This window comes from Falsiroseomonas sp. CW058, assembly GCF_050563535.1.
Taxonomy (GTDB): domain Bacteria; phylum Pseudomonadota; class Alphaproteobacteria; order Acetobacterales; family Acetobacteraceae; genus Falsiroseomonas.
The window spans coordinates 20,858-35,447 of record NZ_JBNXUO010000003.1 but is presented as its reverse complement, the minus strand read 5'-3'; the positions used below and the strand labels follow the sequence as shown (position 1 = coordinate 35,447).

The 14,590-nt window shown below is 73.6% G+C and carries 13 protein-coding genes; 10 read left to right on the top strand and 3 right to left on the bottom strand.

Annotated features, from left to right (window positions below):
* The first annotated feature begins 44 nt into the window (after positions 1-44).
* The 3 genes from ACK8OX_RS03525 to lpxB are packed head-to-tail and all read left to right on the top strand — an operon-like array spanning position 45 to position 2,685.
* Positions 45-644, top strand: a complete 600-nt coding sequence (locus ACK8OX_RS03525) for a GNAT family N-acetyltransferase (protein ID WP_430662546.1) — start codon at positions 45-47, stop codon at positions 642-644.
* The gene (locus ACK8OX_RS03520) at positions 641-1,543 is read left to right on the top strand and encodes a carbon-nitrogen hydrolase family protein (protein ID WP_430662545.1); all 903 of its coding nucleotides are present in this window, start codon (positions 641-643) and stop codon (positions 1,541-1,543) included. Before ACK8OX_RS03525 ends, ACK8OX_RS03520 begins: the two co-directional genes overlap by 4 nt.
* Positions 1,540-2,685: a lipid-A-disaccharide synthase gene (lpxB, locus tag ACK8OX_RS03515; protein ID WP_430662544.1), complete on the top strand. Its 1,146-nt coding sequence runs from the start codon at positions 1,540-1,542 to the stop codon at positions 2,683-2,685. The genes ACK8OX_RS03520 and lpxB overlap by 4 nt, the downstream gene beginning before the upstream one ends.
* Positions 2,686-2,720: 35 nt before the next feature.
* Here lpxB and ACK8OX_RS03510 read toward each other — a convergent pair whose 3' ends face one another.
* Positions 2,721-3,656, bottom strand: coding sequence for a Gfo/Idh/MocA family protein (locus ACK8OX_RS03510; protein ID WP_430662543.1), 936 nt, complete (start codon positions 3,654-3,656; stop codon positions 2,721-2,723).
* Positions 3,657-3,799: 143 nt separating this feature from the next.
* On the opposite strand from ACK8OX_RS03510, the gene secD reads away from it, so the two are divergent.
* The 4 genes from secD (at position 3,800) to ACK8OX_RS03490 (ending at position 8,622) form a co-directional block, all read left to right on the top strand.
* Complete coding sequence (gene secD, locus ACK8OX_RS03505; RefSeq protein ID WP_430662542.1) at positions 3,800-5,386, top strand: protein translocase subunit SecD; 1,587 nt, start codon at positions 3,800-3,802, stop codon at positions 5,384-5,386.
* A gap of 16 nt (positions 5,387-5,402) precedes the next feature.
* Complete coding sequence (gene secF, locus ACK8OX_RS03500; RefSeq protein WP_430662541.1) at positions 5,403-6,359, top strand: protein translocase subunit SecF; 957 nt, start codon at positions 5,403-5,405, stop codon at positions 6,357-6,359.
* The gene (locus ACK8OX_RS03495; RefSeq protein ID WP_430662540.1) at positions 6,356-7,297 is read left to right on the top strand and encodes a tripartite tricarboxylate transporter substrate-binding protein; all 942 of its coding nucleotides are present in this window, start codon (positions 6,356-6,358) and stop codon (positions 7,295-7,297) included. Before secF ends, ACK8OX_RS03495 begins: the two co-directional genes overlap by 4 nt.
* 170 nt (positions 7,298-7,467) lie before the next feature.
* Positions 7,468-8,622, top strand: coding sequence for an EAL domain-containing protein (locus ACK8OX_RS03490; RefSeq protein ID WP_430662539.1), 1,155 nt, complete (start codon positions 7,468-7,470; stop codon positions 8,620-8,622).
* On the opposite strand, the gene ACK8OX_RS03485 is transcribed toward ACK8OX_RS03490, so the two are convergent.
* Positions 8,610-9,779: an iron-containing alcohol dehydrogenase gene (locus tag ACK8OX_RS03485; RefSeq protein ID WP_430662538.1), complete on the bottom strand. Its 1,170-nt coding sequence runs from the start codon at positions 9,777-9,779 to the stop codon at positions 8,610-8,612. The two genes, ACK8OX_RS03490 and ACK8OX_RS03485, sit on opposite strands and share 13 nt — an antisense overlap.
* A 92-nt stretch (positions 9,780-9,871) precedes the next feature.
* On the opposite strand from ACK8OX_RS03485, the gene ACK8OX_RS03480 reads away from it, so the two are divergent.
* Genes ACK8OX_RS03480 through ACK8OX_RS03470 form a run of 3 tightly spaced genes read left to right on the top strand, consistent with a single transcriptional unit; the run spans position 9,872 to position 13,142 of the window.
* Positions 9,872-10,522 (top strand): AroM family protein, encoded by a 651-nt coding sequence (locus ACK8OX_RS03480; RefSeq protein ID WP_430662537.1) that lies wholly within the window; start codon positions 9,872-9,874, stop codon positions 10,520-10,522.
* A gap of 2 nt (positions 10,523-10,524) precedes the next feature.
* Positions 10,525-11,607, top strand: coding sequence for a DUF917 domain-containing protein (locus ACK8OX_RS03475; RefSeq protein WP_430662536.1), 1,083 nt, complete (start codon positions 10,525-10,527; stop codon positions 11,605-11,607).
* On the top strand, positions 11,604-13,142 hold the full coding sequence (locus ACK8OX_RS03470) for a hydantoinase/oxoprolinase N-terminal domain-containing protein (protein ID WP_430662535.1): 1,539 nt from the start codon (positions 11,604-11,606) through the stop codon (positions 13,140-13,142). The genes ACK8OX_RS03475 and ACK8OX_RS03470 overlap by 4 nt, the downstream gene beginning before the upstream one ends.
* A gap of 15 nt (positions 13,143-13,157) precedes the next feature.
* On the opposite strand, the gene ACK8OX_RS03465 is transcribed toward ACK8OX_RS03470, so the two are convergent.
* Positions 13,158-14,588: an amidohydrolase family protein gene (locus ACK8OX_RS03465; protein ID WP_430662534.1), complete on the bottom strand. Its 1,431-nt coding sequence runs from the start codon at positions 14,586-14,588 to the stop codon at positions 13,158-13,160.
* Between the last annotated feature and the right edge of the window lie 2 nt (positions 14,589-14,590).

Below are 14,590 nucleotides of genomic sequence, written 5' to 3'. Positions count from 1 at the left end.
GCATCCCCTTCCCCGCAAGGCGCGCCCCGCCTATGCACCGGCGGATGGCCCCGGTCCACCTCACCTTCGAGACGCTGCGCGGCGCGGCCCTGCATCCGCTGCTGCCCGCCCTCGCGCGGCTGCGGATCGCCGTGTTCCGCGAATGGCCGTATCTGTACGACGGCGACGCGGCCTATGAGCAGCGCTACCTGCGGGCCTATGCCGATGCGCCCGGCGCCGCCGTGGTGGTCTGCCGCGACGGGGCGGAGGTGGTCGGCGCCGCCACCTGCGAGCCGATGACCGAAGGTCACCCGCCGGTTCGCGCCGCCTTCGCCGCCGCCGGATTCGAGCCGCGGGAATGGTGCTACCTTGGCGAATCGGTGCTGCTCGCGCCCTATCGGGGACAGGGGGCGGGCGTGCGGTTCTTCGCGGAGCGGGAGGCCCATGCCCGCGGCCTTGGCCTGATGCGCTGCGCCTTCTGCGCCGTCCGGCGCGACGCTGACGACCCGCGCAGGCCGGAAGGCCACGTCCCGCTCGACGGGTTCTGGCGGCGGCGCGGCTACCTGCCGCGGCCGGACCTCGCCGTCCGCTTCGACTGGAAGGAGACGGGCGCGGCGGCCGAGACGCCGCACGACCTGACCTTCTGGCTGAAGGACCTGGCATGAGCGACGCGCCGCCTGCCCGCCCGCTCCGCCTCGGCCTGCTCGCCTGGCCGGTGGGCCGCCCGGCGGATGTGGGGGAGTATGCCGAGCGCCTCGATTCGCTGCTGGCGGAGGCACGGGGCCGCGCCGACCTTCTGGTCACCGCCGAATACGCGCCGGTCGAACTCGCTGCCGGGCTGTGCGGCGGTGCCGTCGCGGACACGGCGGCGGAGATCGCGGCGATGGTCGCCCATGCCGGGCCGATCCTGGCCGCGATGCGCGCGGCGGCGATGCGCGCGGGCGTCTGGCTGCTGCCGGGCACGCTGCCGATGCGGGCCGGGGATGGCCGCATTGTCAACCGCGCGCCGCTGATCGCGCCCGATGGCCGCATGGCCTTCCAGGAGAAGCGCGCGATGACCCGCTTCGATGCCGAACGCTGGGGCATCGTGGGGGGCGCGGGCCCGCAGGTCTTCGATACGCCCTGGGGGCGGCTCGGCATCTCCGTCTGCTACGACGTCGAATTCCCGAAGCATGTCCGCGCCCAGGTCGAACAGGGCGCCTGGCTGGTGCTGACGCCATCCTGCACGGACAGCCGCCACGGCTTCACGCGCGTCCGCGTCTCCGCCGCCGCCCGCGCGATCGAGAACCAGTGCTTCGTCGCCGTCGCGCCGACCGTGGGGCTCGCGCCCTGGTCGCTCGGCCTCGACGAGAACCACGGGGCGGCGATGGTGTTCGGCCCCGCCGACCGCGGCTTCCCCGAGGATGGCGTGCTGGCCGCGGGCGGGATGGACGAGCCGGGCTGGGTGTTCTGCGACCTCGACCCCGCGCGCATCGCGCATGTGCGGGAGCATGGCGCCGTGCGGAACCACCATGACTGGCCGCGCAGTCCCGTCCCGCCGCCGCGCCCGGCGGCCTTCGCATGACGCTGGTCTACGTCGTGGCGGGCGAAGCCTCGGGCGATGCGCTCGGCGCCAGGCTGGTCGCTGCGCTGCGCGCCCGTCGCCCCGATCTGGCCTTCGCCGGCATCGGCGGCGATAGGCTGGCCGAACAGGGCGTGCCGAGCCTGTTCCCGATGCGCGAACTGGCGCTGATGGGCCTGATCGAGGTGCTGCCCAACATCCTGCGCCTGGCGCGCCGCATGAAGCAGACCGTGGCCGACATCGAGGCGCGCCGCCCGGCGGTGATCGTCACGATCGACAGCCCCGGCTTCGCCATGCGGCTGGCGGAGCGGGTCCGGCCGCTCGGCATCCCCATCGTCCACTATGTCGCGCCGCAGGTCTGGGCCTGGCGGCCGGGCCGCGTCGCGAAGGTCCGCGAAAGGGTGGACCGCATCCTGTGCCTGCTGCCCTTCGAGCCTGTGGTGTTCGAGGCGGCGGGAATCCCGGTGACCTTCGTCGGCCATCCGGTGCTGGAATCCGGCGCGGATGGCGGCGACGCCGCGCGCTTCCGCGCCGCCCACGGAATCGGCGACGGCGACCGCGTGCTGGTGGTGATGCCCGGCAGCCGGCGGATGGAGGTGAAGCGCCTGCTGCCGGTGTTCGGCGCCGCGCTGCGCCTGCTCGCCGACCGCGTGCCGGGCCTGCGCCCCGTGGTCCCGGTCTCGCCAGTGGTGGCGGAGGCGGTGCGCGCCGGCACGGAGGACTGGCCCGTGCGCCCGATCCTGGTGGAGACCCAGGCCGGTAAGCACGACGCCTTCGCCGCCGCGTCCGCCGGACTCATCAAGTCCGGCACGTCGAGCGTGGAGATGGCGGTGGCGGGCGTGCCGCATTGCATCGCCTACCGGGTGAACCCGATCACGGCTGCGATCGTGCGGCGGCTGGTGCGGGTGCCCTTCGCCTCGCTCGTGAACCTGCTGGCGGAGCGCGAGGTGGTGCCGGAATACCTGCAGGAGGCCGCGACGCCGGTGGCGCTGGCCGATGCGCTGCAGCGGCTGCTGACCGACCCCGCCGCGGCGGCCGCGCAGCGCGCCGGCTTCGCCGAGGTGCTGGCGAAGCTCCGACCGCCCGAGGGACGCCCGAGCGACGCCGCGGCGGCGGCGGTGCTGGCCAGCATCGGGCCCACCTGACCCGCGGCCGGCCCGGAGCGGGCCCGGCCCCTGCCCTACCCCGCGATCGCCGCCTCCACCGCGAGGGCAACCTTCAGCGCGCGGAGCCCGGCCGCCGCGTCCACCTCCGGCGGCGTGCCGTCGAGGCAGGCGGCGGCAAAGGCGGCCTGCTCGGCCTCCAGGCTGTCATGGTCGGTCCAGGTCGCGCGGTCGATGCCGTGCCGCGGCATGTTCGCCACCGGCTCCGCCCCGCCGGGTCGCAGCAGGGCGAGCGACCGGGCGAGGAAATCCACCGCCATCTCCCCACCCTGCCCCAGTACGCGCAGCCGGCGTTCCATGGCGAGGGACACGCGCGAGGCGGTGATGGTCGCCGCCCGGCCGGAGGGGAAGCCGAGCCGCGCGACCGCGAAATCCGGGTGGTCGGACATCACCCTCGCGCCGACCGCGGTGACGGAGGACGGCTCCTCCCCCGCAAGCGCCAGCACCAGGTCGATGTCGTGGATCATCAGGTCCAGCACCACCGAGACGTCGAGCGAGCGCGGCCGGAAGGGCGCGGCGCGCACCGCATCCCAGTGCAGCGCGGCGTCGCGCCCCGGCGCGGCCGCCACGGCCCGGAAGGCGGCGGAGAAACGCTCGATGTGCCCGACCTGGAGCACCCGGCCCCGCGCGGCGGCGAGGGCGGCGAGGGCCTCCGCCTCCTCCGCCGTCGCGGCGAGGGGCTTTTCCATGAACAGGTGCCGCCCCGCGCGCAGCACGGCCTCGCCAAGGGCGGCATGGAAGCGGGTGGGCGCGGCGACGATCACGGCATCGGCCGCGGCGATGGCCTCGGCCACCGGCAGGGACGGGGCGGCGGCCTCGGCGGCGACGGCGGCGGCCCGGCCGGCATCCGCGTCATGCACCGCGACCAGGCGCATCCGGGGCGCCTTCGCCGCCTTCAACGCGTGGAAGCGCCCGAAATGCCCGACCCCCAGCACCGCGACCCGCAGTTCCATCCCGCCACCCTTCGATCGACGCCCACCCATAGCCCGGGCTTGCATCGGGGGGCACCCCCGCGCATCTTCCGGGCCCAAAGGTCCGCACCCGGCACGAAGCCGGGGGGCGCGACGCCACGCAAGCTCCAGGGTCGGCTGTCTCCATGCTGTATTTCGCCCGCTGGAAGGCGCTCGCCATCATCGGCACGTGCCTCCTCGGCATCCTCCTGTCCGTGCCGAACCTGCTGCCGCGGGACATCCTGCCGAGCTGGGCGCGGCAGATCAGCCTCGGCCTCGACCTGCGCGGCGGGTCCTACCTGCTGCTGGAGGTGGACACCTCCGCCATGGTGCGGGAAAGGCTGGAGTCGCTGGTGGACACCGTCCGCCGGGGCACGGCGCAGGCCAATCCGCGCATCCTCTACACCGGGCTCGTCGCGAACCCGGCGGAGCGGCGCGTCAGCCTCCGCGTGTCGGACCCGGCGCGGGCGGGCGACGTCGCGCGCATCCTGCGGGAAGCGGCGATCAGCGTCGCCGCCGGCGCGGGCCAGCAGCAGCCCGACATCGAGGTGACGACGGCGCCCGACGGCACCGTCAGCGCCCAGCTGACCGAGGTGGCGCTGCGCGCCAAGTCCGGCAGCGCGGTGGAGCAGTCGCTCGAGATCGTCCGGCGGCGCATCGACGAGACGGGGGTGGTGGAGGCGCTGATCGCACGGCAGGGCCAGAACCGCATCCTGGTCCAGCTGCCCGGGGTCGAGGACCCGGCCCGCATCAAGGACCTGCTCGGCCGCACCGCGCGTATGACGTTCCACCTGCTGGACGAGACGGCGAACCTCCAGGCGCAGGTGCCGCCGCCCGCCACCATGTTCCTGAACGGGGAACGCGGGCAGGAACGCTACGCGGTCCGCCGCCGGGTGGAGGTGGACGGCGCCAACCTGTCCGATGCCCGCGCGGGCCAGGACAGCCGCAGCGGCGAATGGGTGGTGAACTTCACCTTCGACAGCGTCGGCACGCGCCGCTTCGCCACCATCACCGGCCAGAATGTCGGCCGCCCCTTCGCCATCGTGCTCGACGACAAGGTGATCACCGCCCCGGTGATCCGGGAGCCCATCACCGGCGGCCGCGGCCAGATCAGCGGCAGCTTCAACGCCCGCAGCGCCAACGACCTGGCGGTGCTGCTGCGCGCGGGCGCCCTGCCCGCGCCGCTGACGGTGGTGGAGGAACGCACCGTAGGGCCGGAGCTGGGCGCGGACGCGATCCGCGCGGGCCTCATCTCGCTGGCCGTCGGGACCGCCTTCGTCTTCCTCTACATGGGGCTGGCCTACGGGTTCTTCGGCTGGCTGGCCAACATCGCGCTGGTGGCGAACGTGGTCATCATGCTGGGCATCCTGAGCGTGATGGGCGCGACGCTGACGCTGCCGGGCATCGCGGGCATCGTGCTGACGCTGGGCACCGCGCTCGACGCCAACGTGCTGATCAACGAGCGGATACGGGAGGAGACGAAGCTCGGCCGAAGTCCGATCAACGCGCTGGAAGCCGGGTTCAGCAAGGCGTCCGGCACGATCATGGACAGCAACCTGACGAACCTGATCGCCATGGGCTGCCTCTACGCCTTCGGCAGCGGGCCGGTGCGCGGCTTCGCGGTGACGGTGGCGATCGGCACGGTGGTGCAGATGTGGACCGCGACGGTGGTGGTGCGGCTGATGGTGGCCTGGTGGTACCGCCGCCGGCGCCCGCAGACGCTGCCGATCTGAGCGGAGAGGGAAAGACATGTTCCGCCTTCTGGCCCGCCCGCTGTTCCGCCTGGTGCCGGACGACACGCGCATTCCCTTCATGAAGGGCGCGGTCGCCGGCCTCATCGTCTCGGCCATCCTGTCCACCGCCTCCGTCATCCTCGCCTTCTATCCGGGGCTGGAACGCGGGATCGACTTCAAGGGCGGCATCGTGATGGAGGTCCGCACCCCCGGGCCCGCCAACCTGCCGCAGCTGCGCGCCGCGGCATCCGGCCTCAATCTCGGCGATGTCGGGCTTCAGGAATTCGGCGGCGCCGACCAGGTGCTGATCCGCCTGCCGGTGCAGGCGGACGAGGCCGGAACGCAGCGCGCCGTCAACGCGGTGCGCGGCGCGCTGGAAGCAGCCCAGCCCGGCACCCGCGTGCTGCGGGTGGAGGCGGTGGGCAACCGCGTCTCGGCCGAGCTGTTCCGCGGCGGGATGATCGCGCTGGGCATCAGCCTGCTGGCGATGCTGCTCTACATCTGGTTCCGCTTCGAATGGCAGTTCGGCATCGCGGCCATCGTCACGCTGATCCTGGATGCGACGAAGACGGTCGGCTTCCTCGCGATCACGCAGATCGAGTTCAACCTCCAGACCGTCGCGGCGATCCTGACCATCATCGGCTTCTCGGCCAACGACAAGGTGGTGGTGTTCGACCGCATGCGGGAAAACCTGCGGAAATACAAGCAGATGCCGCTGCGGGAACTGGTGGACCTGTCGATCAACGAGACGCTGAACCGCTCTCTCGGCACCTCGATGACGCTGTTCCTCTCGGCGGTGCCGCTGGCGCTGTTCGGGGGCGACACGCTTGGCGGCTTCGCCTGGACGATGCTGTTCGGCATCGTCATCAGCGCCTCCTCCTCGGTCTTCATCGCGGCGCCGATCGTGCTGTTCACCGGCGCGAGCGCGCTGCGCCGGCAGGAGCCCGCGGCCGCGGGCGCGCCCGCGGCATGAGGACGGGGCGCCGCGCGCTGCTGGCCCTGGCCGCGGCGCCGGCGCTGCCGCGGCCCGCTGCCGCGCGCAGCCCGGCGGTGGAGATGCTTGTGGGCGCGCCCGCGGGCACGCCGACCGACCTGTGGGCGCGCGGCGCCGCCCCCTTCCTGGAACGCCGCTTGCCGCGGCTTGCGGTCGCGGTGCGGAACCTGCCCGGCCGCGGCGGGCTGGAAGCGGTCGCCCAGCTCCTCGCCGCGCCGGCGGATGCGAAGGCCATCGCCGTCATCACCACCCCCGCCCTGCTGGTCCGCGCGATCGAGGCGGGGGAAGCGCCCCCGTCGGGCCGCGTCGTGCCGCTCGCTTCCCTGGTGGAGGAGCCGGTGGTGCTGGTGGCGGGCCATGCGGGCCCGGCGGATCTCGGCGCGCTGCGGGCCCTCGGCGATCGCGCCACGATCGGCACGCCGCCGCCGGGCACCGCGGCGCATGTCGCCTCGTTGCGGTTCGACGGGAAGCTGGACCTGCCGCGCCTCGCCTTCCCCTCGGCCATGGCGGCGCGGCAGGCGGCGCTGTCGGGGCATGTGGCGGCGGCGGTGATCGGCCTGCCGGAAGCGATCCAGGGCCTGCGGGAGGGCCGGCTGACCGGCCTCGGCCTCGCCGCCCCGCGGCGCAGCGCGCTGCTGCCGGACCTGCCGACCCTGCGCGAACAGGGCGTGGACCTGGTCGCGCTGGCGCAGCGCGGCTTCGCCGTGGCGCCGACCGCGGCGCCGGACTGGCGCGCCACCCTCGTCGCAGCGATCGAGGCGGTGGCCGCCGATCCCGATTTCGTCGAGCACTGCGCGGGAACGGGCCAGTCACCCCGCTTCCAGGGCCCGGAGGCCTGGGCCCGGCAACTCGACCGTGTCGATGCCGAACTGCGACAGAGGTGGCAGCAGGAGCCGTGGCTGCCCCGCAGGGCTTGATCGGTTTATACTATTGCAACGGATCAGCCGTTCGATCATCATATTGAGACGGTCCGCCCCTCACAAGGCGTCGCGCCTTGCCGGGCGGGCAGGACCGTGGCGCCACGGGTAGGGTATCCTGGCAGTCCAACCCGCCACGCCACGGCGTGCGCACCAGGGAGCCCTGATTGATGCATCGCCGCCCCCGGCGCGGCCTCGATGACAGCGGAAGCCTCGTGCTCGTCGCCAGCGACCCGCTGGTGATCGCGGCCGCGCGGGATGCCGCGCGCCGGCTGCACGGCATGCCGCCGGTGCTGCTCGCATCCCGGGCGGAGGCCCTGTCGCGCCTGGTCGGCCCGGGTGACGCGCCGCGTCACCTCGTGCTGCAGCACGGCGCGACGGAGGGGGCGGAGGCGCTGCTGTCCGCCGCGCAGGACCGCTTCAGCGGCACCGGGGTCGTGGTGGTCGCGAACCCGGGAGAGGCGGTGCCGGCCGGCCTGCGCTCGGCCCGCGCCGAGGCCGGGGAACTGGCCGATGCCCTGTCCGCCGCCGGGGTGCCGGCCGAACCGCCCGAGAGCGACGCCGCCGCCCTGTCGGCCGGGCTCGACCGCGGCGAGATCACGGTGCGCTTCCAGCCCATCGTCCGCATGGCGGATCGCCGGCCCGTGCTGGTGGAGGCGCTGGCCCGCTGGGAACGCCCCGGCGCCGCGCTGCCCGCCGGCGCCTTCATCGCCATGGCGGAGGGATCGGGCCTTGCCGCAAGGCTGACGCTCGCCGTCGCGCGGCGGGCGATGCTGGACCTGGCGGCGGTGCGGGGCGGGTCGCGGCTGATGCTGTCCTTCAACGTGCCGCTCGCCGTGCTGCTGCGGCCGGAACTGCCGTGCTGGCTGGCGCCCATGGTCGCCGAGGCCGGGCTGTCCCCCTCCGACCTGCTGCTGGAACTGACCGAGAGCACGGAGGTGCGCGACATCGCGCTGCTGCGGCGCGCGCTGGTGCGGTTGCAGCGGGCCGGCTTCGGCGTGCTCCTGGACGATTTCGGGCTGGACGATGCGCGCCGGGTGCTGCTCGGCCTTCCCTTCGCCGGGGTGAAGCTGGACCGCAGCCTCGTCGCCGCCCTGCCCGGCGAAAGACGGGCGCGGGCAGAGGTGGAGCGGCTGGCGCGGATCGTCCATGCCGTGGGCGGGGCGGTGGTGGCGGAAGGCGTCACCGACCCGCGGATCTGGCGGGCCGCCGAGGCTGCCGGCTGCGACCTGGCACAGGGCTTCGGCGTCGGGCGGCCGCTGCCGCCCGGCACGCTGTCCGCCTGGGTCGCCGCCTGGCGCGCCGCGGGCGATCAGCGCCCGTAGCTCTCCCGGTAGAGCGCCACGATCTCCCCGGCGGTCGGCACGCGCGGGTTGTTGCCGGGGCTGCCGGAGGCGAGAGCCTGTTCGGCCATGGTGGGCAGCAGCGCGTCCCACTTCGCCGCGTCGATGCCGTGGCGCGCGGGGGACGGCACGTCGAGGTCGCGGTTCAGCGCGCGCAGCTCCTCCACCAGCCGCTGCGCGGCCGCCTGGTCGCCCTCTGCATCGGTGGCAAGGCCCATGACGCGCGCCGCCTCGGCATAGCGCGGCAGGGCGGAATTCAGGCCGAAGGCCGTCACGGCCGGCAGCAGCATCGCGTTCGACAGGCCGTGCGGGACGTGGAAATGCGCCCCCACCGGCCGCGACATGCCATGCACCAGCGCGACCGAGCTGTTGGAGAAGGCGAGGCCGGCGAGCGTCGCGCCGCGCATCATCTCCTCCCGTGCGCGGGCATCGGCGGGGTCGGCCCAGACGCGGCGGAGATTGGGCGCGATCAGCCGCATGGCGCTGCGCGCGTAGTCGTCCGAGACAGGGTTGGCGCGCCGGCTGACGAAGGCTTCCAGCGCATGGGTCAGGCTGTCGATGCCGGTGTCGGCGGTGATGCGCCGCGGCAGGGTGAAGGTCAGCTCATGGTCCACCACGGCGGCGAGCGGCAGGGCGCCGAGGCCGGCGATCAGCATCTTCTCGTCGCGCTCCGTGTCGGTGATGACGGTGAAGCGCGTCGCCTCGCTGCCCGTGCCCGCGGTGGTGGGCACGCAGATCACCGGCAGCGCGGCGGCATTGGCGGCGGCGGGCACCTTGAAGGCGCGGATATGCACGCCCGGCGGCGCGGCGGCGAGGATCGCCATCGCCTTCGCCGTGTCCATCGGGCTGCCGCCGCCGAAGCCCACCAGGCAGTCGAAGTCGCCCGCCTTCAGCACGGCGACGCCCGCCTCGATCACCGTGTCGGTCGGATCGGGCACGGTGTCGGAGAAGACCTGCGCGGGCATCCCCGCCGCGCGCAGCGGCGCCAGCGCCTTCTCGACCATGCCGGACGACACCATGAAGGGATCGGTCACCACCAGCGGCCGCGACAGGCCGAGCTGGCCCAGCACCTCGGCGAGCTTCGCCACCGCACCGCCACCCATCACCATCAGCCGCGGCGCCACCAGGGAGACCACCATCTCGTCGCGTTTCCTGCCTTGCATTGCGGCGCGCAGGCTAGTCCGCCGCGCGCGTCGGGGTCTAGGCTGCGCCCCCTGCGAGGTGGAAATCCATGCTGGATGTCGTCTGCATCGGCCAGTCGCCGCGGCCGGACCTGGAGGCGGAGATCGCGGCCGCGGTGCCGGGCCTGCCCATCCGCCTGCGCGGCGCGCTGGACGGGCTGAGCCGCGCCGAGCTTGATGGGCTGGCGCCACGGGACGGCGCCGACACGCTCTACACCACCCTGCCGTCCGGCGAGGGCATCACCGTCTCGAAGGCGGCGGTCACCGCGCGCATGCGCGCCCTGGTGGCGGAAGGCGGCGGCCCGCTGCTGCTGGCCTGCACCGGCGAGTTCAAGGGCCTGCCGGACCGGCCGGGGCTGGTGCAGCCTTCCGCCGTGCTGAACGCGCTGGCCGGGGCGCTGCTGCCGCATGGGCGTCTCGGCATCGTGGTGCCGCTGCCGGAGCAGGCGGAGACGCTGGTCGCGGCCCGGCGGCGCCCGGGGCTGGAGGTGATCGGCATGGCGCTGCGGCCGCAGGGCGACGGCGCCGCGCGCGCGGAGGTGGCGCGCGCGATGGCGGCGGCGCGGCCCGATCTCGTGCTGCTCGACTGCATCTCCTACACGCGCGGGGACCGGGCGGCCTTCACCGCCCTGCTCCCCTGCCCCGTGCTGCTGGCCGCCGCGGTGGCGGCGCGCGTTGCGGCCTCGCTTCTGCCGGAGTGACGATGGACGACTTTCCCGAACTCAGCCTCGACGACATCGAGGCGCTGGCGGTCGGCGCCTGGGTGCTCGGCACCGGCGGCGGCGGGTCGCCCTATCTCGGGCTGCTGAACATGCGGCGGCTCTACGCCGAGGGGCATCGCGTGCGGCTGATGCCACCCGGGGCGCTGGCGGATGACGACATGGTCGCCGTGGTGTCCAACATGGGCGCGCCGCTGGTCGGGCAGGAACGCCTGTCCGACAGCCGCAACATGGCGCGCGCCGTGACGCTGATGGAGGACCACCTGGGCCGCGGGTTCCGCGCGATCATGTCGGTGGAGATCGGCGGCAACAACGGCGTGCAGCCACTGCTGGCGGCGGCGCATCTGGGCAAGCCGGTGGTGGACGCCGATGCGATGGGCCGCGCCTATCCGGAAGCGCAGATGACGAGCTTCGCGGTCGGCGACCTGCAACCCTGGCCGCTGACGCTGGTGGACCCGCGCGGCATCGAGGGCATCGTCGCGAAGGTGCCGAGCTGGAAGTGGATGGAGCGCCTGTCGCGGAAGATGTGCGTCGAGGTCGGCTCGATCGCCGCGACCTGCAAGGCGCCGCGCACCGGGGCGGAGGTGAAGCGCTGGGGCATCCCGCACACCACGACGCAGGCCATCAGGCTGGGCCGCGCCATCCGCACTGCCCAGCGGGAACACCGGGACCCCATCGCGGCGATCCTGGAGACCGAAGACGGCAAGCTGCTGTTCCGCGGGAAGGTCACCGACATCACCCGCCGCACGACGGAAGGCTTCCTGCGCGGCCGGGCGGTGCTGGAAGGCCTGGACGGCTGGCGCGGCAGCGGCTTCGAGCTGGCCTTCCAGAACGAATTCGCGGTCGGCTGGATGGACGGGGAGCCGGTTGTGATGACGCCCGACCTCATCTGCGTGCTGGACAGCGTGAGCGGCGAGGCGATCGGGACCGAGACGCTGCGCTACGGCCAGCGCGTCACTGTGGTCGCGCTGCGCGCGCCGCCGGTGTTCCTGACCCCGCGGGGGCTGGATTTCGTGGGCCCGCGCGCCTTCGGCTACGACCTGGACTTCCGGAGCGTCTTCGCATGAGGCGGCGGATCGGCATCGATGTCGGCGGGACGAACACCGATGCGGTGCTGCTGGAAGGCAGCACGGTCCTGCATGCGGTGAAGACGCCGACCACCGCCGACGTCATGTCGGGCGTGGTCGCCGCGCTGCGCGGGGTCGCGGGCGCGGCCGGCGCGGGGGGCGTGCAGGCGGTGATGATCGGCACGACGCATTTCGTGAATGCAGTTGTGCAGCGGCGGGACCTGGCGAAGGTGGGGGCGCTGCGGCTCGGCCTGCCGGCCTCGGCCACCCTGCCGCCCTTCTGCGACTGGCCGGCGGACCTCGCTTGCCTGGTGCGCGGCCAGGTCCACATGGTCGAGGGCGGGCAGGACTATGACGGGCGGCCGATCATGCCGCTGGACGAGCGGGCGGTCGCGGCCGCCGCGCGGGCGATGAAGGCGGCGGGGATCGGCTGCGTCGCCGTCTCCGCGATCTTCTCGCCGCTTGATCCGGCGATGGAGGAGCGCGCGGCGGAGATCGTGCGCGCCGAGATGCCGGACGCCGCCATCACCCTCTCGCGCGAGCTCGGGCGGATCGGGTTGCTGGAGCGCGAGAACGTGGCGCTGCTGAATGCCTGCCTCGCACCGCTGGCCCGGCACACCGTTCAGGCCTTCGAGGAGGCGCTGCGCGAGGCCGGCATCGCAGCGCCGCTCTACGTCACGCAGAACGACGGCACGGTCATCCGGGCGGAGCTGGCGGCGCGCTTCCCCGTGCTGTCCTTCGCGTCGGGCCCCACCAATTCCATGCGCGGCGCGGCCTTCCTGACGGGGATGAAGGACGCGCTGGTGGTGGATGTGGGCGGCACGACCAGCGATGTCGGCGCGCTGCGCCACGGCTTCCCGCGGGAGGCGAATGCGGTGGTGGAGGTGGGCGGCGTGCGGACGCTGTTCCGCATGCCGGACCTGCACAGCTTCGGCCTCGGCGGCGGGTCGCTTGTGGCGCGGGACGGTGGGCGCGTGGCGATCGGGCCGCGCAGCGTCGGCTTCCGCCTGCCGGAACTCGCCCGCATCTTCGGCGGGCCGCAGCTGACGACGAGCGACGTGGCTGTGGCGGCCGGTCTGCTCGCGCTCGGCGATGCGTCGCATGTCGCGGACCTCGATCCCGCCTTCCGGCGCGCCGTGCTGGAGGAGGCGGCGCGGATGCTGGAGGAATCGGTTGACCGCATGAAGACGGAGGCGGCGGCGGTGCCGCTTCTCGCCGTGGGCGGCGGCGCCTTCCTGGTGCCGGACCGGCTGCCCGGCGTGTCGGAGGTGCTGCGCCCCGCCCATGCCGCGGTGGCCAATGCCGTCGGCGCCGCCATCGCGCAGGTGAGCGGCGAGGCCGACCAGGTCTTCCAGGGCATGACCCGCGCCGAGGCGATGGCGGAGGCCGAGCGCATCGCGCGCGGCCGGGCGGTGGAGGCCGGCGCGGACGGGGCGACGCTGGCGCTGGTCGATATCGAGGACCTGCCCATCGCCTACCTTCCCGGCGGCGCGCTGCGCGTCAGGGCGCGGGTGGTGGGGGAGATCGCGGCCTGAACCCCCCTCGCGCCCTCAGCTCCAGCGGAAGGTGGGGGGGGAGCTGACCTCCACCGGGCGGTGCGCCCAGTCCTGCGCCGGGGCGCGGTCGATGATGCGCTTCTGCGCCTCGTGCAGATGGGCGGCGGCGGCGCGGTAGTCCATCGTCACCACCTCGCCATCCGCCACCACCTTGCGGCCGTCCACGAACACGTCCTTCACCGCGCGGTCGCCCGCGGCGTAGACGAGGCTCCGCACCGGGTCGCGGCCCGGGCGCATCATCGGGTGCGTCACGTCCACCAGCACGAAATCCGCGCGGCAGCCCGCCGCCAGCCGCCCGATGTCGTCGCGCCCCAGCGCCTTCGCGCCCCCGATGGTGGCGGCGTCGAACAGCTCCGTCGTGCTCATGCTGCGCGGGTCGCCCGCCTGCGTGCGGGCGAGGTAGGCGACCAGCCGCATCTCGTCGAGCATGTTGTGCGGATAGGTGTCGGTGCCGAGGCCCATGTTCACGCCTGCCCGCCGGTAGCGGCCGAAATGCTTCAGCGTGATGCCGCGGCGCGCGAAGACGGTCGGGCAATGCGCCACCGTCGTCCCGGTTTCCGCCAGGCGCTTCATGTCGGTATCCGTCCACCAGCGGGTGGAGGGGTGGTCGTCCAGGAAGATGCCGTGGCCGACGATGCTGCGTTCCGACAGCAGGCCCATCGAGTCGAGCCAGCCGATCGGCGTCCTGCCGTGGCGGCGGGTGATCTCGTGGAACTCCACCACCGACTGCGCGGCGTGGATCTGCCACGACAGCCCGCGCCGGCCGGCCTCCTGGAAGCTTTCCTTCAGCAGCGTGTCGGTGCAGGTGTCGATCTGCGCCGGCACCACCATGCCGAACAGCCGGCCGCATTCGTGCTGCTCCGCGCGCTCGATCAGGGACAGCGCCTCGGCCATCGCCTTCTCGCCCGCCGCTTCGTCCCATTCGTATTCGACGACATGGCCGTTGCGGGTGAACCACTTCGCGGACTTGAACATCGGCGCGATGCAGACCCTCAGGCCCGATTCCGCCAGCAGGTCGAGCCAGCCGGGATGCGCCATCGACAGGTCGGCCACCGTGGTCACGCCGGACAGCAGCAGTTCGGACAGCGCGACGCGCACGCAGGACGGCACCGCTTCCGCATCGGCGCGGAAGATCGGCATGAACTCGTAGAGCGAGGAGTTGTAGAGCCCGGGGCTGCCGATCTCGTCGATCAGGCCCTTGTTCATCGGCTCGCTCGACGGGTGGGAATGGATGTTGACCAGGCCGGGCATCACCATCAGCCCGCGTCCGGCGATCTCCTCCTCCGCCGCGCCCGTGTAGCCGCGGCCGACGAAGGTGATCGCGCCGCCGTCGTAGGCGACGTCGGCATCGGGCAGGTAGACATGCTGCTTCGCGCCGGAGTCCCAGGCGACGACCATCTCGGCGTTGCGGATCACGGTGGTCATGC